Source organism: Cohnella thailandensis (genome assembly GCF_014212135.1).
Lineage (GTDB): Bacteria > Bacillota > Bacilli > Paenibacillales > Paenibacillaceae > Cohnella > Cohnella thailandensis.
Genome location: NZ_JACJVQ010000024.1, coordinates 185,799 through 206,305 on the forward strand (window position 1 = coordinate 185,799; position 20,507 = coordinate 206,305).

Here is a 20,507-nt window from a genome sequence, read left to right on the forward strand (position 1 = left end):
CCGTATCTCTATATCTAGGGGAGAGTGATGAAGTTGAGTAACCGAATTCGTCTGGAACCGGAAGCTCTGAAGTTCGCGGAAGAGACGTCGAAGCCCCCTTATTTGTATCAGCTCGGCCCGGAGAAAGGAAGAGAAGCGGTTGACGAGACGCAATCGGTCCCCGATCCTAATCCCGTTCCGCAGCCGATTGCTTTTATCGAAGAGACCAAGATCGTCGGCGGGCCGAGCGGCCACGTGAACGTTCGGATCGTTCGTCCGATGGACTCGAAGGGGACGCTGCCCGTCGTTCTCTATATCCATGGCGCGGGCTGGGTGTTCGGCAACGCCCACACGCACGACCGGTTAATCCGCGAGCTCGCGAACGCCTCCGGAGCGGCCGTCGTTTTCCCGAGCTACAGCCTGTCGCCCGAAGCGAAATACCCGACGGCTCTGAAGGAGATTTACTCCGTTCTCGAATGGATCTCGCTGTCCGGCGAGATTAGAGAGCTTGATCCCTCCCGGATCGCGGTGGCGGGGGACAGCGTAGGCGGCAACATGACGGCGGCGATCACCCTGATGGCGAAGGAGCGGAGAGGACCTTCCATAGCCGGCCAACTCTTGTTCTATCCGGTCACCGACGCTTCGTTCGACACGGACTCCTACCGCGAATTCGCGGAAGGCTACTTCCTCCGCCGGGAGGCGATGATGTGGTTCTGGGATCAATATTTGCCCGATAAGGAGCGGCGCGAGGAGATCACGGCATCTCCGTTAAAGGCGACGGTCGAGCAGTTGAGCGGCCTGCCTCCCGCGCTCGTCATTACGGCCGAAGCCGACGTGCTCCGGGACGAGGGGGAAGCCTATGCGGAGAAGCTGAAGCAGGCCGGCGTCGAGGTCACGGCTACCCGCTACGAGGGAATCATCCACGACTTCGTCATGCTGAACGCCTTGTCCGGCACGAAGGCGGCCCGGAGCGCCATCGCGCTCGCCGGCTCGTGGTTAAAAGATAAGCTTCGCTAAGCTTCTGCCCGTGCGCGGGTGCAACCTCTTGGTTTTTTTCATCGTAAAGGATTAATAACGCAAATATTCGGTTAATGGTGATTAAGAGGATCTATATCAACCGAATGGGGGATCGCGATGAAGATCGAATGGCCGAGGGAAGCAGAGGAAGCTTATCTTGCCGATTTCAGGGAGTCCGCCCGCCAGTCAACCGATATGATCAGTTTTTTTGCCCTGTACAAGTATTATTTGAAAAAGCTGAAGGACACCCATGTCCTCGATCGATACATCGTTGCCGTGGAAGCGGCGATACGGGAGAACGTGCGCTGTCCTCATTGCCGGAGCGAATACGCCTTCCGCTACTGGACGAGCATGGCGGGAGACCATCTCACGCATGCGGTCGAGCTGATCTGCCGGCCTTGCGGCGATTGTCATACCTTGGCCGAGGACCGGGATGCGGTTGTCTCCTTCAACAGCCGCGTCGTTCGCAAGGTCTACCACCTGGAGCGCAGAGGCAAGGGGCTTCGGGTCGAGGCCGGCTACGGGGATTTGCCCACCAAGGCCAGCCTGCTCTGGGATGCGGAACGGAACGTCCCGAAGCTGTGGATCAATCTGAATCAGGTTCGCGACGCGAGCGAAGTCAGCCTGTTCTGGAATCGGGCCCAGAAAATGCTGCGCAGGCGGCAGCGGCTCGCCGAGCGGCTTCGATAGAGGGCGGCCGGATATCGTATGAATCGTAACGAAAGACTCTTCGATCCGAAGAGTCTTTTTTTTGGCGTGCGGCGGTCTGTCCGGCAAGATGCGTATGTCCCGAAAGTCCATTAGGCGATAACGCCCAAAACATGTACAATAGGAGCAAAGAACGTAACATGGGGGGAGCAGGCATGGCGGTTATCGATCCGTCGAACCAGAGCGAGCGCGACAATTATAAGCTGCTGATCGGGAGTATTCTCCCGAGGCCGATCGCTCTCGTGACGACTTTGTCCGAGGAAGGCGTCGTGAACGCGGCGCCGTTCAGCTACTTCAATATCGTCTGCTCGAACCCGCCGCTCGTGTCGGTGTCGGTTCAGCGGAAGAACGGCGTGCCGAAGGACACTTCGCGCAATGCTTTGTCGGCGGGCGGCTTCGTCGTCCATATCGCGGACGAATCGAACGTCGCGGCGGCGAACGCGGCGGCGGCTGCGCTCCCTGCCGACGTAAGCGAGCTGGGGGCGGCGGGATTGACGCAGGTGCCGAGCGTCAAGATCGCCGTGCCCGGCGTCGCGGAGGCGAAGGTGCGAATGGAGTGCGTCCTGGAGCACAGCTTCCCGCTCGGCGGAACGGGCGAGACTCCGCAGTGCGACCTGCTGATCGGCCGGGTCGTATGCTTCCACGTGGCGGACGAGCTTCTGCATAACGGGCGCATCGATATCGAGAAGCTGCGGCCGGTCAGCCGGCTCGCGGGCAGCAATTATTCGAAGCTCGGTGAGATTTTCGCGATGGCCCGGCCGGATTGAGGGAAAGCCGAAAAAATCGACTAACGGCTCGCTCAGGAGGGCCATAACGAGGGAGATAGTCGAAAAAATCGACTAACGGTCGGCTTCAACGAGGCAACCAATTGAAACCAACCTTTGGGAAGAGAAAGGCGGAAGAGTCATGAGCTATTCGTTCGTCATCGAGCCGCTGCTGTTCTTCGAATTCGATTCGGAGGACGAGCAGCTCGAGAAATGCAAGGAGTGGGGCCTGCTGTCGGAGAAAGCCGCCCGCACCAAGAGCTATGCCTATAAAGGCAACGGCATGAACGAGACGGTGAACATCGTCGGCTTCGTCGACAAGATGACCGCCGTCATCGAGTTCGGCAACAAGCAGCGGCACTGCATCCATCCCTCCTTCTTGAAGGAGATGCAAGCCTCGACCTTCGGCCAGAGGAGCGCATCCAAGGCCGATTCCGAGGACGATTCGCCGGCGGCGGAATCGGAGTCCGCAAGCTCCCCGGATGCGGCAGCCGAGACGTCCGCGCCGGAATCGCCGACCGCATCGGCGAAGGCCGAAGCCGCGGCGGCTCCGGCAGCGCCGATCGAGGCTTCGGGGGAGGCGGAACCCGCCAAGCCGAAGGCCAAGAAAGGCAAGGCGAAGCTTGAGCTTCCGGAAGAGAAGGTCAAGATGGTCGCCACGGTGCAGGAATTCACGACGGTGCCGAACCACTTCTCCGACACCGACGACGAGGTCGTCATCTACGAATCGGTCAAGATCGTGGAACCCGAGGAGCTTGAGCTCGGAGCCGCTTGGTCCAGCCATAGCAACACGCTGAAGAAGCTGGAGCTCGCCATCGGCGACACGATCTCGTTCGAGGCGAAGGTCGCGGCCAAGAAGCTGACCAAGCATCCGGTGCCGTACAAGATCAACAACCCGTCGAAGCTTCAGAAGACGGAAGCTTGATTCGCGGCTCCAGCTAATTAAGTCTATTAACAATGGCCTCCTGTGCAGACAGGGGGCCATTTTTTTGTTGGAGACGAGTGCGTTAACGGCGATGCGATTCGCCATTGTTTCTCTCTATCCCAAAATCGCATTTCGCTATATGATGAAATTAAAGCGCTGCCATAGACCATAGGAATCGAGCTGCAACCCAAGTTCAATGGAGTGGTGACCCTCGCATGCTGCCGTCCCGGCTATTTCCGACTTTCGTGTCGCTGAGAACGAAGATGCTCGTCCTGTTCTGCCTGATGGTTACAGTGCCGTTCCTGCTCAGCGGCGCCATTACTTATTCGAAGTACTCCGCCAGGGCCGCGAAGGATGCGCAGGCTTATTCCGATCAGCTCGCCGAGCAGGTGGCGATCAACCTGGAACGTTACATTCAGGAGCTCGAACGGATCACGCTGTCCCTCTACTACGACGACAACGCTCTGGACATTCTGACCCGTCATGACGGGGGTTTTCGTACCGGCAACTATCTCGCTTCCGACGAATCGTTCAAAATGAACCAGCTCATCTCCTCCGCTATCTACGAGAGAACGGAGGTGGCCGGTGTGTTTATTTTCGCGCTTGACGGGAGCTTGTTCAGCAACCTGCAGGAGACGAGCAAGAGCAGCTGGCTTCCGCAGGAGAACGAATGGATGCGGGAAGCCGAAGCCGATGACGGGGGACTCACCGTTCTTCCGCCGGCCTCCAGCCCGAATTACCTGACCAACGTTCCCGAAGTCGCCTCGATCGCGAGGCTGATCAAGAACCCGTATACGAACGCGAAGCTGGGTTTCGTGAAGGTGGATCTGACGAGCTCCGGGTTCGAGAAGATTCTCTCTTCCGTGCGGATTACCGAGAACAGCAAGCTTTATATATTCAACAGAAACGGGGAGATGATTTATCCCTTCGACTCCAATCAGGAGGGCTTGGCTGCAGGGAACCCGGAAGAAGAAGCGCTGAACGATCGTCTCCGGCAAGACGGCCGAACTCTCGTCTCCGAGAGGGAGACCGGCTACGGCGGGCTTCGCATTATGGGCATCATCCCCCGAAGCGACCTGCAGAAGGACGCGCGCGAATTGATCTCTTTTATCCTTTGGATCTCGTTGGCCTCGCTGCTTGCGGCCTACCTGATATCCGTCTTGGCGTCGAATCAGCTAGTCAAGCCGATCCGCAGCTTGTACATGAAGATGAAGCGGGTGCAGAACGGAGAGCTCGGCGAACGGGCTCCGATTATGACGAACGACGAGATCGGCCTGCTGACCGCGGGCTTCAACGGCATGGTCGCCCAGCTCGACAAGAACATCAAGGAGATTTATGAGCTGGGCATCCGGGAGAAGCAGGCGGAGCTGTCGGCATTGCAGAGCCAGATCAATCCGCATTTTCTATACAACACGTTGGAATCGATCAGCATGGCGGCGGGACGCGACCGTCAGGACGAGCTCAGCCGCGTCATCTCCAGCTTGGGCAAGCTGCTGCGCTACACGGTAAACCGGCAGGAGAGCAAGGTAACGCTGCGGGAGGAGCTCGATTTCGTCGAGAACTACCTAAGCATTCAGTCCTTCCGCTTGGAGGATCGGCTGCGCGCGGACATCCGGGTGGATTTCTCCCACGAGTCGGTGCTCGTTCCGAAGCTGCTGCTCCAGCCCCTTGTCGAGAACGCGATCGAGCATGGGATGGGCAGCAAGCCTCTTACTCTGACGCTCACGACGAAGGCCGACGAGCAAGACCTGCTCATCCGCATCGAGGACGACGGGCGAGGCATCGGTCCCGAGCGACTTAATCAGATTGAGCGCATCCTCGCCGAAGTCGAACCGATCCGAGCGGAATCCGTTTCGGGGACGGGCAATCGGGAGAAGGGCTTCGCGCTTCGCAATATTCACCGCAGGCTCCGGATTCTATACGGGGAGTCCTACGGGCTAAGCCTGGATAAGTCCAGAACGCAAGGAGCGGCGGTGCATGTCCGTATCCCGTTCCAATGGGGGGAATCGTAACCATGAACATTTTGCTGGCCGAGGACGAGCCGAAGATTCGCCAGGGCCTGAGGGCGATTATCGAGGACGTGGTCAAAAACGAGCTGAGAATCCTGGAAGCGGACAACGGCAAAACGGCGTTCGAGATGTTCCGGACCAGCGAGCGAATGGACCTCGTCATCACCGACATCCGGATGAAGGAGATGGACGGCCTGGAGCTGCTGCGGCGGATCAAGCAGGAGCAGAAGGACACGCCTATCGTGGTGATCAGCGGTCATGACGAGTTCGAATACGCACGGGAGGCGCTGCGCTATGGCGTGATGGACTACCTGCTGAAGCCGATCGAGCGAGTGGAGCTGGCGAGGGTGCTTGCCCGAATCCAAGCCGAAGGCAAGGGAGGTCCTGCCGGGGACGAGTCCCCCGAGCCCGACAAGGAGAGGCTCGTCATTCGCAAGGTGAAGGAGCTGATCCAGCAGTCGCTCGAGCAGGAGATCTCCTTGCAGTTTCTGGCCGAACGCGTCTACCTGCATCCGAAATACCTCTCCGAGACGTTCAAGCGGGAGACGGGCCAGAACCTGTCCGACTACGTGACGGAGAGACGGATCGCGAAGGCGAGGCAGCTGCTCTCGGGCACGACGCTGAAGGTCGCGGAGGTGGCGGCCATGTGCGGAATTCCCAACCATAAATACTTCGCGTCGCTATTCAAGCAGCACACCGGAGCAACGCCGACCGAATACCGGGAGCGGGGATGACCTGTCGTTAATCCAGCTCCGATCTCTTCCTATTCGCAGGAAAACCCTTACGATTTTGAACCATTTCTGGAACCCGTGTCGTTCTCGGCGATGCGGGTCTTTCTTTATAATCACAAATGTAAGCGCTTATCAAACAATGACGAAAAGGGGTAAGCCATATGAAAAAGGGACTGGGCATCGGGCTTGCGACGGTGTTAATGGCGGGTTCGCTCGCGGGTTGCGGCTCCGAATCGAACGGCAAAGAAAGCTCCTCGGGATCGGGAGCGGCGACCAAGGAGGTCAAGCTGAAGTTCAGCATCTGGGGCAACGACACGCACAAGCAGATGTACGAGACGATGATCGAGAGCTACCGCAAGGACCACCCGAACGTGAGCGTCGAGATCATGACGATTCCTTCGGCGGACTACCAGCAGAAGCTGTCGGTGCTGATGGCATCGAAGACGGCGCCGGACGTCGTCTGGCTGATGGAGCGGTCGATCCCGCAGTTCCTAGAGGCTGGCCAGCTCGCCGACATTTCATCGATCAAGGACGACCCGGATTACAAGTTCGACGACCTCATTCCTTCGACGCTCGATCTGCTGACGAAGGACGGCAAGACGTACGGCATTCCGTTCTCGACTCCGCCGAACATGATTTACTACAACAAGACCTTGTTCGAGGAAAAGGGGCTGAAGACGCCGACCGAGCTGTACGCGGAAGGAAAATGGACGTATGACGAGATGGCGAAAGCGGCGGCCGTGCTCACGGATAGGAGTAAGGGCGTTTATGGCGTTAACCTGATCCGCCCGAACGGATGGACGACGAGCTGGACCGAATCTCTTCAGACGCTCGTGTGGGCTTTCGGCGGCGACTACTTCAGCGCCGACGGCAAACAATTCGCGCTGAATACGAAGGAAGGCATCGACGCCCTTCAATTCTACAGCGACGCCATGTTCAAGTCGGAGATTCACCCGAAGCCGGGCGACCAGACGACGTTCGAGACGGGCAAAATCGCGATGCAGCAAGACCTCTTCAGCTACATGGGCAAGGCGAAGGCAATCACCGACTTTAAATGGGACATCGCCCCGATGCCATCCGGCGCGGGCGGACAAGGTACGACGCTCGGCTATGCAGGTTACGCCGTTACGAAGGACAGCGAGCATGCCGCGGAAGCGACGGACTTCGTGAAGTACTTGACCAATCCGGAGAACATGGCGGTCACCTCGCAATTCTTCGTGCCGAGCCGTAAGTCCGTTCTGGAATCGCAGGAATTCCTCAACCAAGGACCTTCGCCGGAGAGCGTGAAGACGGCCGTGCTCGACCAGATGGCGAGCGCGAGGGTACGCCCGGCGTTCCAGAACTTTCAGCAGATCGACGAGAAGATGAAGATCGGCTTCGACTCCATCTACACGAAGTCCAAGCCGATCGCGGACATCGCGAAGGATCTGGAGAAGGAAGTTTCTCCGTTGCTTAACTAACAGATAGAGCCGAAGGGACCGGGACGCTGGCGCGCAGGCAACGAAATCGCCTCGGCGGCGGCCCGGCTTCCCCTCTCGGCCATGGAAGGAGTGGACCTCAACATGAGCAACGCGACATCTTCGAAGCTCCGGAGGCGCAACGCGTGGTACGGTTACCTGTTCATCTCTCCGATGATGCTGGGGTTTTTCCTTTTCCTCGCGGCTCCGATCGTTTACGCCTTCGGGCTCAGCTTCACCGATTATTCCCTGCTGCACCCCTCCTCCTTCGTGGGGGGAGACAACTACGCGCGGCTCGTCTCCGAAGACGCTCAATTCTGGCGCACGCTCGGGAACACGCTTTATTTCTCGGCGGGCCTGATTCCGCTCAACCTGGGGCTGGCGCTCGCTCTCGCTCTTCTTCTCAACCAGAAGCTTCCGGGCACGGGTTTTTTTCGCACCGTCATCTTCACGCCCGTCGTCACCTCCATTGTCGTCTGGGCGATCGTCTGGAAGTACGTGTTCGCGACCGACGCGGGACTGCTCAACCAGATTCTCGCCTCGCTGGGGATCGAAGGGCCGGCCTGGCTGTACGACACCGCGTTGGTCATGCCCGTCGTCATCGTGGTCAGCGTTCTGAAGAAGGTCGGGATGAACATGGTGATTTTCCTCGCGGCGCTTCAAGACGTTCCGAAGATGTATTACGAGGCCGCCACCATCGACGGGGCTTCGAGATGGAGGCAGTTCCGCAGCATCACGCTGCCGATGATCACCCCCTCTCTCTTCCTGACGCTCGTAATCACTCTGATCGGTTCCTTGAAGGTATTCTCGCAGATAGCGGTTATGACCGACGGAGGGCCCGGCACCTCCACCTACGTTCTCGTTTACTACATCTATCAGCTGGCGTACAAGGTGTTCGATTTCGGCTATGCCTCGGCGGTCGCGTTCGTGCTGTTTTTCCTTGTCTTGCTGCTCACCGTCGTGCAATGGAACCTGAGAACAAGGTGGGTGCATCATGAACAATAAATCCGGCAAAGCAATCTCCGCCGTCGTCCGGTACCTCCTGCTGATCGCGGTATCGGCGGTCATCCTCGTCCCTTTCTATTGGATGATCACCACGTCGCTGAAGGACCAGACGAAGGTGTTCGAGTTCCCGATGCGGATTCTCCCGTCCCCGGCCGTCTGGGGCAACTATGCCGAGGTGTTCGAGGCGCAGCCGGACTTCCTCCTTCATTACTGGAACAGCTTCTACATCGCCGTCGTCGTCACGGTCGGCACGTGCCTGTTCGCCGCCATCGCGGGTTTCGCGTTCGCCAAGATCAAGTTCCCGCTGCGCAGCGTCTGGTTCCTCGTGCTCCTGAGCGGAATGATGATTCCGGCCGAGGTGACGACGATTCCGAACTTCATCTGGTTCTCGAAGCTGCAGCTGGCGGACACGCACTTCCCGCTGATCGTACCGCCGATGCTGGGCGCGGGAGGGATATTCGGCGTCTTCCTGCTGCGGCAGTTCTTCATTACCGTTCCGAACGAGCTCGACGAGGCGGCGGAGATCGACGGCTGCTCGCCGTGGACGACGTTCTGGCGAATCATGGTGCCGCTGGCCGCTCCCGCGTTCGCCACGCTGTCGATCTTCACCTTCCTGAACAGCTGGGAGGACTTCCTGGATCCGATGATCTACATCAGTTCTTCGGATTTGTTCACCTTGCCGATCGCGATGAAGCTGTTTACCGATACGGCGGGCACGGCCTGGCATCTCTTGATGGCGGCGTCCGTCATGGCGACTCTTCCGCTGCTGCTGGTGTTTTTCTTCGCCCAACGCAAATTCATCGATGGAATCGCGACAACCGGGTTGAAATAGGAGGTTTGGGAAAATGAAGCTTGATCAAACGAGGCATGAAAAAAGGTACAAGGAACCTGTCGCAGCGGACGTTGTCGTCGTTGGAGGAGGCCCGGCAGGCATCAATGCGGCGATCGCGGCAGGGCGTCTCGGCGCGCGAACGGTTCTGATCGAGAGGTACGGCTTCGTCGGGGGCATGTCGACGGCCGCTCTCGTATACCCTTGGATGACGTTCCATACGGTGGAGGGCAAGCAGGTGATCGGAGGCATCGCGGACGAGATCGTCCGCAGGCTTCAGGCGATCGGGGCCTCGCCGGGGCACGTCCGGGACACGGTAGGCTTCGTCCATACGATAACGCCCTATCATCCCGAAGTGTATAAAACTCTTGCGGTCGACATGCTTCGCGAGGCCGGAGTGAAGCTGATCGCCCATAGCTTCGTGGATCGGGTCGAGTTGGAAGGGGATCGGATCGCGGCGGCCTGGGTAACCTCGAAGTCCGGCAAGCTGGAGATACGGGGCAAGGTCTTCGTCGACACGACGGGCGACGCGGATCTCGCGTATCTGTCCGGTGCCCCGACCCGGCAAGGACGGGACGAGGACGGGCGCACGCAGCCGATGACGATGAAGTTCCGAATGCGCGGAGTCGATCTGGCTAAGGTCAAGCAGTACATGCTGGCTAACCCCAACGAGTTCTACCGCAAGACGCCGATAGACGAGCTTGAGCAGCTGCCGCTGAGCGGGGTCATGGGCTTCTTCAAGCAATGGAATGCCGCGCAGCTTCCGATCAACCGGGACCAGGTACTCTTCTTCACAGGGCCGGAGCCGGACGAGGTTCTCGTCAACACGACGCGCGTTCAAGGCTTGGACGGCACGGACGTGGAGGACCTGACGGAGGCGGAGCATCTCGGCCGCAAGCAGGCTCAGCAGGTCGCGGACTTCATGATCAAGGAGCTGCCTGGCTTCGAGAAGGCTTCTCTCTCGCAGGTTGGCGCGCAGATCGGCATCCGCGAGACTCGACGCATCGTCGGCCGATACACGCTGGAGTCGTCGGACGTTGTGGAGGGGCGCCGGTTCGACGACGTCATCGCCCGCAGCGGCTACCCGATCGACATTCATGATCCGTCCGGCAAGGGAGTCGTCGCTTCCTGGGTGCAAGGGGACGGCGCGTACGACATTCCGTACCGCTGCCTCCTTCCGCAGAAGGTAAGCCATTTATTAAGCGGCGGCCGATGCATCTCGACTAGCCACGAGGCGCTCGCCACCACGCGGCTGACGCCGAGTTGCATGGCGACCGGACAAGCGGCCGGCGCCGCGGCGGCTTTGGCCGCGAAGCTTGGGATCGCCCCGCACGAGCTGGACGTGAAGGTTCTGCAGGAGGCGCTCCGGGCGGAGGGGGCATTGCTGGAGTAGGTCTTGGACGGAGCAGGCTTTGCTTGCAGGGCTTGGGTAGAGCAGGGGTTTCGCTAGTTCGCTCTAATTCGCTATGGAAGGGGAACGATGAAGCGATGAAGCATTCCGGCAAGCTGCCGAGATCGATTGCGGCCGTCCTGGTTGCCGCCATTCTGTTTACGTTCTGGGGAGGCCTCTCTCCGGAACGAGCCTTCGCGACGGACGAATTCGATACGATGAGGGACAAGTGGAAGACGATGCTGACCGGAGGACCCGACCTGAGCACGACAGATCCAGATATCGCGGCCCGGACGGCGGCGCTCGCCATGGAAGCCCAGTCTTACTGGAGCGCCATGGACTTATCGCCGACCCGCACTTACATCTGGTACGCGCTGCGCGCGACGAAGACGTCGGACCAGGTGAACGAGTCGTACAGCCGGCTAAGAACGATGACGCTCGCCGCGACGACGGTAGGCTCCTCCCTCTATGGCAACGCGTCGCTGAAGCAAGACATAATCGACGCGCTCGATTGGCTGTACGCCAACAGCTACAACACTACGATCGGAAGAACCTCCTATAACTGGTGGCATTGGCAGATCGGCATTCCGCTCAGCCTGAACGACATCGTCGCCCTGCTCTACGACGATCTCACGCCCGCGCAGCTTGCGACCTACGGGAGCACGGTCGACTACTTCACTCCGGCCGTCAACCTGTCCGGGGCGAACCGGGCCTGGCAGGCCGTGGTGGTCGGCGTGCGCGCCGTTCTCGTGAAGGATTCCGCCAAGGCCGCGGCCGCCCGGGACGGCTTGTCCGGAGCCGGCATCTTCCCGTACGCGACGAGCGGGGACGGCTTCTATGCCGACGGCTCGTTCATCCAGCACAGCCGAATCGCCTATACAGGCGGCTACGGCCTCTCGCTGCTGCAGATGACGTCCGACCTGATGTACCTGCTGTCCGGCTCGTCCGCGCAGGTGACCGACCCGAACCAAGCTCACGTATGGCAATGGGCATACGACTCCTTCCAGCCACTCATGTATAAGGGAGCGATGATGGACATGGTCCGGGGGCGCGAGATCTCCCGCAACTACGCCCAGGATCACGCGGTTGGGCACGCCGTGATCGCCGCGATCATCCGGCTCTCGCAATTCGCGCCGGAGCCCCATGCGTCCGCCTTCAAGAGCATGGCCAAGGGCTGGATCCAGGACGACACGTTCAGCAGCTTTTACTCGGACGCGTCCCCGGAGATGATCGCCTTGGCGAAGGGGATCGTTGCGGACTCCGCGATCTCGCCTCCCGCGCCGCTGAACAAGGTCCGGCAGTTCGCCGGGATGGACCGCTCGCTTCTGCTTCGCCCGGGCTTTGCCTTCGGCATCGCGATGTTCTCGACCCGGATCAACAGCTTCGAGGCGATCAACGGCGAGAACGGCAAAGGCTGGTACACGGGGGCAGGGGCGACCTATCTCTATAACGGGGACTTGGCGCAATACAGCGAGGACTACTGGCCGACCGTCGATTCCTACCGGCTGCCGGGCACGACCGTCGTCTCCCAGACGGCGAACGCCGCGCAGACGGGCACGACGAACTGGGCGGGCGGCTCGGTGCTGGACGGAACTTACGGAGCGGCCGGGATGGATCTCTCCTACGCCTCCTACAACCTGACGGGGCGCAAATCCTGGTTCCTGTTCGACGACGAGATCGTCGCCCTCGGGGCGGGAATTTCGAGTACGGCGACTTCCCCCGTGGAGACGATTGTCGAGAACCGCAAGCTGAACTTGGCGGGCGACAATGCCTGGACGGTCGACGGGACGGCTCAGCCGACCGCCCTCGGCGCCAGCCAAACGCTGACGAGCGTCCGCTCGATGCACCTTAGCGGCAACGCGGCGAGCGGCTCCGACATCGGCTATTACTTCCCGGACGGAGCGACGCTTCGGACCAAACGGGAGGCGCGGACCGGCAATTGGAAGCAGATCAACAACCGCAGCGTGACGCCGGCGACGAACATCACCCGCAACTACCAGACGGCATGGATCGATCACGGAACGGCGCCTACCGACGCTTCTTACGCGTATACCGTACTCCCGAACGCATCCGCTTCGGCGACCGAAGCCTACGCATCCAGTCCCGAGACGGCCGTTCTCGCCAACACGGGCGCCGTGCAGGCGGCCAAGGAGACGACGCTGAACCTGATCGGCGCGAACTTCTGGACGGATTCCTTGCAGACCGTCGATCTCATTACTTCCAATAAGAAGGCTTCGATTATGACCCGCGAGACGCCGGACACGAGCCTCGCCGTGGCTGTCTCCGATCCGACCCAGGCGAATGCGGGCACGATCCAGATCGAGCTGGCCCGTTCGGCAAGCGGCTATACGGCCGATCCCGGCATTACCGTCACCCAGCTCAGCCCTACGATCAAGTTCACGGTGAACGTCAACGGGGCAAAGGGCAAGTCGTTCCAAGCGAACTTCACACTCGGAACCAACCCCGGCGGCGGCGATCCCGAGCCCGAGGAGCCGGAGCTCGTCTCGGTCATCGTCGATAACGCGGATGCGACCGGCGTAACCAAGACGGGAACATGGAAGACGGCCGGCACCCAGACCGACCGCTACGGAGCGAATTATCTTCACGACGATAACGCGGCCAAGGGGACGAAAAGCGTCACGTTCGCGCCGACCCTGCCTTCCTCCGGCTATTACCGGGTATCGATGATGTGGCCGCAGCACGCGAACCGGGAAGATGCCGTCCAAGTCGGCATCGTCCATGACGGGGCGACGAGCACGGCGGCCGTCGACCAGCGCTCGAACGGAGGCGTCTGGAATCCGCTCGGAACCTACTACTTCCAAGCCGGGACGGGCGGAAGCGTGACGATCCGCAACGACGCGCTAGCTTCCCCGGACGGGTTCGTCGTCGCCGACGCGGTCCGGTTCGAGCGGCTGCCCGATCCGATTATCGTCGATAACGCCGATTCGTCCGGCGTGACGAAGATCGGGACGTGGACGACGGCGAACACCCAGGCGGACCGCTACGGAGCGGACTACCTGCACGACGGCAACGCGGGTAAAGGAACGAAGAGCGTCACGTTCACGCCCGAGCTTCCGATATCGGGGACCTACGAGGTGTACCTGATGTGGCCCGAGCACTTCAACCGGGAGGACGCGGTTCAGGTGGACGTCGTCCATAACGGGACGGCGAGCACGGTCGCGGTCGACCAGCGGTCGAACGGAGGCGTCTGGAACCTGATCGGCACGTATGCCTTCCAGGCGGGAACCGGCGGAAGCGTGACGATCCGCAACGACGCCCTGGCATCTCCCGACGGCTACGTCGTTGCGGACGCGGTGAAGTTCGTTCCCGTCGGTTGACCCCTTTTGCTCCTTTATACGGATGAGAAAACCTGCCCACCCGCAGGTTTTCTCCCGTTTATAGAGAAGTGGACATTCTGACGATCGTTTTGGATAAAAGGGTGACGGTTAGAGGGTTGCCGACGCCCGCGCCATCCGGTAAACAGGAAGTAACGACTAAAGAGCAGGCAGGGGGAGTCCGCATGAGTCGGTTCAGATGGTGGCCGCGGAGAAGAAGCGTGGTGACGGCATGGCTGCTCAGCTACTTGATCGTGCTGTTCGTTCCGATCGTTCTGAGCGCGGCGGCGTACACCCAAACCCGGGCGACCGTCGACGAGCAGATCCGGAGCGGGAACGAGCTGCTTCTCGCGCAGATGAGAGAGAAGATCGACGGCCAGATCGGCTCCGTGAAGCGCTTGGTCGCCCAGATCTATGCCAACGTGGAGATTCAGAGCCTGTTCTATACGAACAAGGCGAGCCGCGGGGATTACCTGTACGATCTCTACAAGGTCACCCAGGACCTGCAAGGGATGAGCTCCGCGTATACGTCCTACGACGAGTTCTATATTTATTGGACCCAGGGCGACAGCGTCCTGATGCCATACGTATACAAATCGGCCGACAACGCCTACGAGGAATGGTACGCGGGAGGTACGATGTCCATGGACGAATGGAGGCGGCTCGTCCGCAGCACGGACACCCGGAAGTTCATCCGGACGAGCCGGCTGAACGAGGCGGGCGCGATCGTCCCCTCCGTCAACTATGTCAGCACGTTCCCGGCGGACGAGAACAAAGATTCAGTCGGAACCGTCGTCGTCATGCTGGACGCCGAGCAGATGCGAAGGGATGCCCTTAACGTCAGGGAGTTCAGCGGCGGCGAAGTGTTCATTCTCAACGGGGAAGGGGAGGTGCTCGTATCCAGCTTAGAGGAAGGGGCGGAGCTTCCCGGGAGCGCGGGGGGTTCGAGCGGCCGGATGAACCCGGAGCTTCCCGGGCTCGATCGCCTGAAGGGAGAGCAAGGAAGCTTCGAAGAGAGCTTCCGCGGGGAAGCTTCGCAATATTCGTACATCCGCTCGGTGCACTCCGATCTGACGTACGTCACCGTCGTTCCGAACTCGCTCGTCTGGAAGGAATCGGCCTATGTCGGCAGGCTGACGACGGTCAGCATCCTGTTCAGCCTGCTCGGCGGCCTTGGGCTGACGGTCTTCTTCCTTCGCCGCCATTACCGGCCGCTCGGCAACCTGGTCCGGACGCTCTACGGAGGCGATCCCGCCGCCGCCGGGAGCCAAGGAGTCATGAACGAGTATCTTCTAATAGAAGAAGAATGGAAAAGAAACGCCGGGGAACGGGAGCGGGACCGGCAGAGGTTCCGCCAACAGAACCGCGAGCTGAGAGACTCCTTTATCGTCCGGCTTCTGAAGGGACGGGTGGAAAGGCGCTTCTCGCGCGAGGAGCTGCTCGCCGCGTTCGACATGAAGTTCGAGAGCGACCGGTTCGCGGTCATCCTATTCGACGTGGACGGCAACGAGGCGTTCCTGGAGCGGATCAAGGAGATGCAGCCGGAGGGCGGACAGGGCCTGCTTCGCTTCATCGTCTCCAACGTGGCGGAGGAATGGATCGGACGCTCGCACGCCGGATATATGGCCGACACGGGAGATTTATTCGCGTGCCTAGCGTGCTTGAGGCCCAATACGCCGCCGGCGGAGGCTCTGGCCGAACTGAAGCAGGCGGCCGAGAATACCCGCGGCTTCCTCAAGCAGCGCTTCCAGCTGGAAGCGTCCGTCGCGATCAGCGGGGTACACGAATCGTTAAGCGGAATCGCCGAAGCCTACCGGGAAGCGCTCGAGACGATGGAATACAAGTACGTCGTCGGCGACCGCGAGAGCAGCCTCTCTTACGAAGAACTGGAGAGGTCCGAGCGGCTGCCGGCCGCCGTAGAAGGATACGACTATTCGCTGCAAACGGAGCAGCAGTTGATCAATTACGTGCTCGTGGGCGACATCGCGAAGGCCCGTCGGACGCTGGACGAGATCATCGAGCGCAATCTGCGGAACGGGGAGTTCACGACCGAGCTGGCCCGCTGCCTCATGTTCGATCTCGTCTGCACGTTCCTGAAGACGATGGGCGAGCTGGGCGACGTGCAGGCCTCGTTCCTGGAGAAGCACCCGAAGGCGCTCGAGCGGTTGACCGGCCTCCGGTCGGTGAAGGACATCCAGGCCAGTCTGGCCGAGATGCTGGAGGAGGTGTGCCGCCTAACCGCGGCCAAGCAGGAGGCGAACCGGAGCCGCGGCCGCGACCGGCAGCTCTCCTCGTTCGCGGAGTCCATCCAGGGTTATATCGAGAAGCATTACGAGGACCCCAATCTGAACATCACGATGATCGGCGACACCTTCGGGATGAAGGCGACCTACCTCTCCAAGCTGTACAAGGATCAGACGGGAGAGGGACTCTTGGACGCGATCAATCGAACGAGGATCAACCGGGCTAAGGAGCTTCTGAGGACGGAACGGACCTCCTTGGAGGAGGCCGCCGGAAGGAGCGGCTTCAGCAGCGTCAACACGTTTATCCGGGCGTTCAAGAAGGTCGAAGGGGTCACCCCGGGACAGTATAAATGGCTCGAATGACGGGTTTGGGCAGCGATTCCGAAGGGCTGAGGGTCTGCTTGATCCTCTTTTGAACATCGGATCGGAGGTTTTGGGAAGCGAAGCGCAAGTTGTGGTGACGGTTTTGGAGGTTCTGCGCCTACCCTGAAGAGGGGGCCGGGCCGCATAATCGGGGTGAGGAATCCGATGAGAGGGGTCCTACAATAGAAGGAGGTCGATTGCTTCATGCAAGCTTCAACCCGCAAGGCATCATCCGCCATTCTGCTAAGCCTGATGCTGACCAGCACGGCGCTCACCGCATGCTCAAGCTCCAATAACGGGTCGGGCGGCCCGTCGCCGAGCGCATCGCCGAGCAGCAGCGCCAGCGCGCCCGCAAGCGAATCCGCGTCGCCGAGCGATTCGCCGAACGCGGGCGGATCGGTCTATCCGATCAAGACGGACGTCATGCTCACGAGATGGCTGGACTCCGGAGCGTTCTCGCAGCAGCTCGCCGTCACCCCCAAGCTGGAGGATTTTCCGTTCAACAAAGAATTGGAAGCGCGTACCGGCATCAAGGTCAAATACGAGCTGCCGGCCGTCAACCAAGCCAAGGAACAGCTTAACATCATGTTCGCTTCGGGCGAATACACGGACATCATCGAATGGAACTTCGTGACTGGCTATCCGGGAGGACCGGAGAAAGCGATGCAGGACGGCAATATCCTGAAGCTGAACGACCTGATCGACAAGTACGCTCCTAATCTGAAGGCTTACCTGGCGGCGCATCCGGAGGTCGACAAGCAGATCAAGACGGACAGCGGCGCGTACTACGGATTCCCGTTCATCCGCGGCGACGATTACCTGATGACGTACGGAGGCCCGATTATCCGCAAGGACTGGCTGGACGACCTCGGCCTCGAGGTGCCGACGACGATGGACGAATGGTACACGATGCTCAAGGCCTTCAAGGAGAAGAAGGGGGCGACGGCTCCGCTTACGTTCATCAGCACGCCGCGCCTGTTCGACGACCTGCAGCAAGGCCTCTTCTACGGAGCGTTCGGCATCAAGCGCGACTTCTACATGGACGACGGCAAGGTCAAGTTCGGTCCGGCCGAGCCCGGCTTCAAGGAATTCCTTACGACGATGCGCAAGTGGTACGCCGAAGGCCTGATCGACAAGGACATCGCGACCGTCGACGGGAAGATCCGCGACGCCAATATGACGTCCGGCAAGTCGGGAGCGACGTACGCCCTCGCAGGCGGAGGAATCGGCAAGTGGCTGACCGCGATGAAGGAAGTCGATCCGAAGTACGACCTCGTAGGCGCCCCGTATCCGGTTCTGAACAAGGGCGACGTGCCGAAGTTCGGCCAGAAGGACTTCGCCGCGCCTCAAGGCGGCAACTTCGCGATCTCGCCGAAGAGCAAGAATCCGGAGCTCGCCGTCCAGTTGCTCGACTACGGCTACAGCGAGGAAGGCAGCTTTTTCTTCAACTTCGGCAAGGAAGGCGAAGCCCATACGCTCGTGGACGGCTATCCGACCTACACGGATCCCGTCAAGGAGAACCTGTCCCTTAACCTTGGGCTCTACACTCGCGCCACCGGAGGTCCGTTTGTCCAAGACAAGCGTTATTACGAGCAGTTCGCCGCGCTTCCGCAGCAACAGGAAGCCGTTAAGACGTGGGGCCAGACGGACGTCGACAAGCACCAGCTGCCTCCGATCTCGCCGACCGCGGAAGAGAGCACCGAATTCGCCAAAATCATGAACGAAGTCAACACGCTCGTCGACGAGACGACGATCAAGATCATTCTCGGCACAGACTCGATGGACGCCTATGACAAATTCCTGACGAAGCTAGAATCGCTGAACATCGACCGGGCCATCGAGATCTATCAAGCGGCGCTCGATCGCTATAACGCTCGTTAAGCCATCAGCAATAGGGGTGCTATCCAAGTTGGGAAAGAGAGCGGAGAGAACGGACTGGGGGCTCTTCCTTCGGAAGGACTGGAGCCGCAACAAGCTGCTGTACGCGATGATGCTTCCGGCCTTGGCCTATTACCTGGTCTTCCAATACGGTCCGATGTACGGGGCCGTCATCGCCTTCAAGGATTATTCGCCCGCCGAGGGCATTCTGGGAAGCCCATGGGCAGGGCTGTCCCATTTCAAGGACTTCTTCGAAGGGTTCTACTTCGAGCGGGTGTTCACGAACACCGTCCTGATCAGCGTCTACACGCTGCTGTTCGAATTCCCGGCGCCGATCGTCCTGGCGCTTCTGATCAACGAAGTGCGAAGCCGCGCGTTCCGCGGCTTCGTGCAATCGGTGACGTACATGCCTTATTTCGTGTCGTTAATCGTTATCTGCGGCATCGTCAAGGACTTCACGAACAGCGGCGGCATCATCCAGCAGGTCGTCGCTTCGCTCGGAGGCGCCGATACGGCTTTGCTGCAGAACCCGGACTACTTCCGCCCGGTCTACGTCGCCTCGGAGATCTGGCAGCGCATCGGCTGGGAGTCGATCATCTACATCGCGGCGCTCAGCTCGATCGACACGGAGCAATACGAGGCGGCGAGGATCGACGGGGCGGGAAGATGGCGGCAGATGCGGAGCGTGACGCTGCCCGGGCTCTTGCCGACGATCATGATCATGTTCATCCTGCGGATGGGCAATCTGCTTAACGTCGGCTTCGAGAAAATCATCCTGCTTTACAACTCCTCGATCTACGAGACGGCCGACGTCATCTCCTCCTACGTGTACCGCAAGGGGCTGATCGAATTCGACTGGAGCTTCAGCGCGGCGGTCGGCTTGTTTAACTCCGTTATTAACCTGGCTCTGCTCGTGCTGGCGAACTACCTGTCCCGAAGAGTCAATCAGAACAGCTTATGGTGAAGGAGGACGGACCGTGAGACGCACTATCGGAGATCGGCTTGGAGATGCCGTCATCGCCGCCATCCTGCTCGCCCTCGTTATCGTGAGCGCCTATCCTTTCCTCTATGTCCTGCTGGCGTCGTTCAGCGACGGGAATCAACTGCTGGCACACAGCGGGCTGCTGCTGCGGTCCTACGGGTTCCATCTGGACGCTTACGAGACCGTTTTCCGCAATTCGGCGATCTGGAAAGGCTACCTCAACACGATAACCGTCGTGGCCGGCAGTCTCCTTCTCAACATGCTCGTGACGTCGATGACCGCCTACGTGCTGTCGCGTCGCCGGGTTTATTGGAACAAAGCGTTTATTTTCCTCATCGTATTCACGATGTTCTTCAACGGCGGCCTCGTTCCGTTCTATCTGGTCGTCAAGGGAATCGGCCTCATCGACTCGCTGGCGGCGCTGATCGTTCCGTTCGCCGTCAATACGTTTAACCTGATCATCATGCGCACCGCGTTCGCGTCGGTTCCCGAAAGCCTCGAGGAATCGGCGACGATCGACGGGGCCAACCACTTCACCGTGTTCTGGCGGATTATTCTGCCGCTGTCGCTTCCGGTGCTGGCGGTTATCACGCTCTACTACGCGGTGGAGAAATGGAACGCCTGGTTCTACGCTTCCCTGTTCCTTCGGGACCGGGAGCTGTTCCCCTTGCAGTTGATCCTGCGGGAGATTCTGATCTCGAACTCGACGGACAGCATGCTGGGCGGGGCGAGCGTCGATCAGGCCGTGCTGGTGAGCGAATCGCTCAAGTATGCCACGATCATCGTCGCGACGGTTCCTATCCTGTGCCTGTACCCGTTCGTTCAGAAGTACTTCGTCAAAGGCGTCATGGTAGGGGCTCTTAAGGGATAAAGGGCGGTTGTCCGGATAAAA

At 60.0% G+C, this 20,507-nt stretch carries 15 protein-coding genes; all 15 read left to right on the forward strand.

What is annotated here, in order from left to right; translation table 11 throughout:
• The first annotated feature begins 27 nt into the window (after positions 1-27).
• The 15 genes from H7B67_RS26480 (at position 28) to H7B67_RS26550 (ending at position 20,486) form a co-directional block, all read left to right on the forward strand.
• Positions 28-996, forward strand: a complete 969-nt coding sequence (locus H7B67_RS26480; protein ID WP_425353893.1) for an alpha/beta hydrolase — start codon at positions 28-30, stop codon at positions 994-996.
• Positions 997-1,113: 117 nt separating this feature from the next.
• Positions 1,114-1,686 (forward strand): hypothetical protein, encoded by a 573-nt coding sequence (locus tag H7B67_RS26485; protein ID WP_185122897.1) that lies wholly within the window; start codon positions 1,114-1,116, stop codon positions 1,684-1,686.
• A 173-nt stretch (positions 1,687-1,859) separates the two neighbouring features.
• On the forward strand, positions 1,860-2,471 hold the full coding sequence (locus tag H7B67_RS26490) for a flavin reductase family protein (protein ID WP_185122898.1): 612 nt from the start codon (positions 1,860-1,862) through the stop codon (positions 2,469-2,471).
• Positions 2,472-2,610: 139 nt separating this feature from the next.
• Positions 2,611-3,393 carry a hypothetical protein gene (locus tag H7B67_RS26495; RefSeq protein ID WP_185122899.1) on the forward strand — a complete coding sequence of 261 codons (783 nt, stop codon included), beginning with the start codon at positions 2,611-2,613 and terminating at the stop codon, positions 3,391-3,393.
• Positions 3,394-3,608: 215 nt separating this feature from the next.
• A complete protein-coding gene (locus H7B67_RS26500) occupies positions 3,609-5,405 on the forward strand; it encodes a cache domain-containing sensor histidine kinase (protein WP_185122900.1) in 1,797 nt (598 codons plus the stop codon).
• Positions 5,406-5,407: 2 nt separating this feature from the next.
• Positions 5,408-6,136, forward strand: a complete 729-nt coding sequence (locus tag H7B67_RS26505; protein WP_185122901.1) for a response regulator transcription factor — start codon at positions 5,408-5,410, stop codon at positions 6,134-6,136.
• Between the two features lie 158 nt (positions 6,137-6,294).
• A complete protein-coding gene (locus H7B67_RS26510) occupies positions 6,295-7,593 on the forward strand; it encodes an ABC transporter substrate-binding protein (protein ID WP_185122902.1) in 1,299 nt (432 codons plus the stop codon).
• 102 nt (positions 7,594-7,695) lie between these two features.
• Positions 7,696-8,595 carry a carbohydrate ABC transporter permease gene (locus tag H7B67_RS26515; RefSeq protein ID WP_245363550.1) on the forward strand — a complete coding sequence of 300 codons (900 nt, stop codon included), beginning with the start codon at positions 7,696-7,698 and terminating at the stop codon, positions 8,593-8,595.
• On the forward strand, positions 8,585-9,427 hold the full coding sequence (locus tag H7B67_RS26520; protein WP_185122904.1) for a carbohydrate ABC transporter permease: 843 nt from the start codon (positions 8,585-8,587) through the stop codon (positions 9,425-9,427). The genes H7B67_RS26515 and H7B67_RS26520 overlap by 11 nt, the downstream gene beginning before the upstream one ends.
• Before the next feature lie 13 nt (positions 9,428-9,440).
• Positions 9,441-10,817: an FAD-dependent oxidoreductase gene (locus H7B67_RS26525; RefSeq protein WP_185122905.1), complete on the forward strand. Its 1,377-nt coding sequence runs from the start codon at positions 9,441-9,443 to the stop codon at positions 10,815-10,817.
• 95 nt (positions 10,818-10,912) lie between these two features.
• Positions 10,913-14,152: a polysaccharide lyase family 8 super-sandwich domain-containing protein gene (locus H7B67_RS26530; protein WP_185122906.1), complete on the forward strand. Its 3,240-nt coding sequence runs from the start codon at positions 10,913-10,915 to the stop codon at positions 14,150-14,152.
• Positions 14,153-14,334: 182 nt separating this feature from the next.
• On the forward strand, positions 14,335-16,755 hold the full coding sequence (locus H7B67_RS26535; RefSeq protein WP_185122907.1) for a helix-turn-helix domain-containing protein: 2,421 nt from the start codon (positions 14,335-14,337) through the stop codon (positions 16,753-16,755).
• 204 nt (positions 16,756-16,959) lie between these two features.
• Positions 16,960-18,636: an extracellular solute-binding protein gene (locus H7B67_RS26540; RefSeq protein WP_185122908.1), complete on the forward strand. Its 1,677-nt coding sequence runs from the start codon at positions 16,960-16,962 to the stop codon at positions 18,634-18,636.
• A gap of 106 nt (positions 18,637-18,742) precedes the next feature.
• The gene (locus H7B67_RS26545; RefSeq protein WP_185123029.1) at positions 18,743-19,597 is read left to right on the forward strand and encodes an ABC transporter permease; all 855 of its coding nucleotides are present in this window, start codon (positions 18,743-18,745) and stop codon (positions 19,595-19,597) included.
• A gap of 13 nt (positions 19,598-19,610) precedes the next feature.
• Positions 19,611-20,486: a carbohydrate ABC transporter permease gene (locus H7B67_RS26550; protein ID WP_342592487.1), complete on the forward strand. Its 876-nt coding sequence runs from the start codon at positions 19,611-19,613 to the stop codon at positions 20,484-20,486.
• Positions 20,487-20,507 lie beyond the last annotated feature (21 nt).

Bases quoted from the DNA above. Each gene is read 5' to 3' on its own strand.
- H7B67_RS26530 (WP_185122906.1), top strand. From the start codon at position 10,913: ATGAAGCATTCCGGCAAGCTGCCGAGATCGATTGCGGCCGTCCTGGTT.
- H7B67_RS26500 (WP_185122900.1), top strand. From the start codon at position 3,609: ATGCTGCCGTCCCGGCTATTTCCGACTTTCGTGTCGCTGAGAACGAAG.
- H7B67_RS26495 (WP_185122899.1), top strand. From the start codon at position 2,611: ATGAGCTATTCGTTCGTCATCGAGCCGCTGCTGTTCTTCGAATTCGAT.
- H7B67_RS26535 (WP_185122907.1), top strand. From the start codon at position 14,335: ATGAGTCGGTTCAGATGGTGGCCGCGGAGAAGAAGCGTGGTGACGGCA.
- H7B67_RS26485 (WP_185122897.1), top strand. From the start codon at position 1,114: ATGAAGATCGAATGGCCGAGGGAAGCAGAGGAAGCTTATCTTGCCGAT.
- H7B67_RS26510 (WP_185122902.1), top strand. From the start codon at position 6,295: ATGAAAAAGGGACTGGGCATCGGGCTTGCGACGGTGTTAATGGCGGGT.
- H7B67_RS26525 (WP_185122905.1), top strand. From the start codon at position 9,441: ATGAAGCTTGATCAAACGAGGCATGAAAAAAGGTACAAGGAACCTGTC.
- H7B67_RS26540 (WP_185122908.1), top strand. From the start codon at position 16,960: ATGCAAGCTTCAACCCGCAAGGCATCATCCGCCATTCTGCTAAGCCTG.
- H7B67_RS26505 (WP_185122901.1), top strand. From the start codon at position 5,408: ATGAACATTTTGCTGGCCGAGGACGAGCCGAAGATTCGCCAGGGCCTG.
- H7B67_RS26490 (WP_185122898.1), top strand. From the start codon at position 1,860: ATGGCGGTTATCGATCCGTCGAACCAGAGCGAGCGCGACAATTATAAG.
- H7B67_RS26515 (WP_245363550.1), top strand. From the start codon at position 7,696: ATGAGCAACGCGACATCTTCGAAGCTCCGGAGGCGCAACGCGTGGTAC.
- H7B67_RS26545 (WP_185123029.1), top strand. From the start codon at position 18,743: ATGATGCTTCCGGCCTTGGCCTATTACCTGGTCTTCCAATACGGTCCG.
- H7B67_RS26520 (WP_185122904.1), top strand. From the start codon at position 8,585: ATGAACAATAAATCCGGCAAAGCAATCTCCGCCGTCGTCCGGTACCTC.
- H7B67_RS26480 (WP_425353893.1), top strand. From the start codon at position 28: ATGAAGTTGAGTAACCGAATTCGTCTGGAACCGGAAGCTCTGAAGTTC.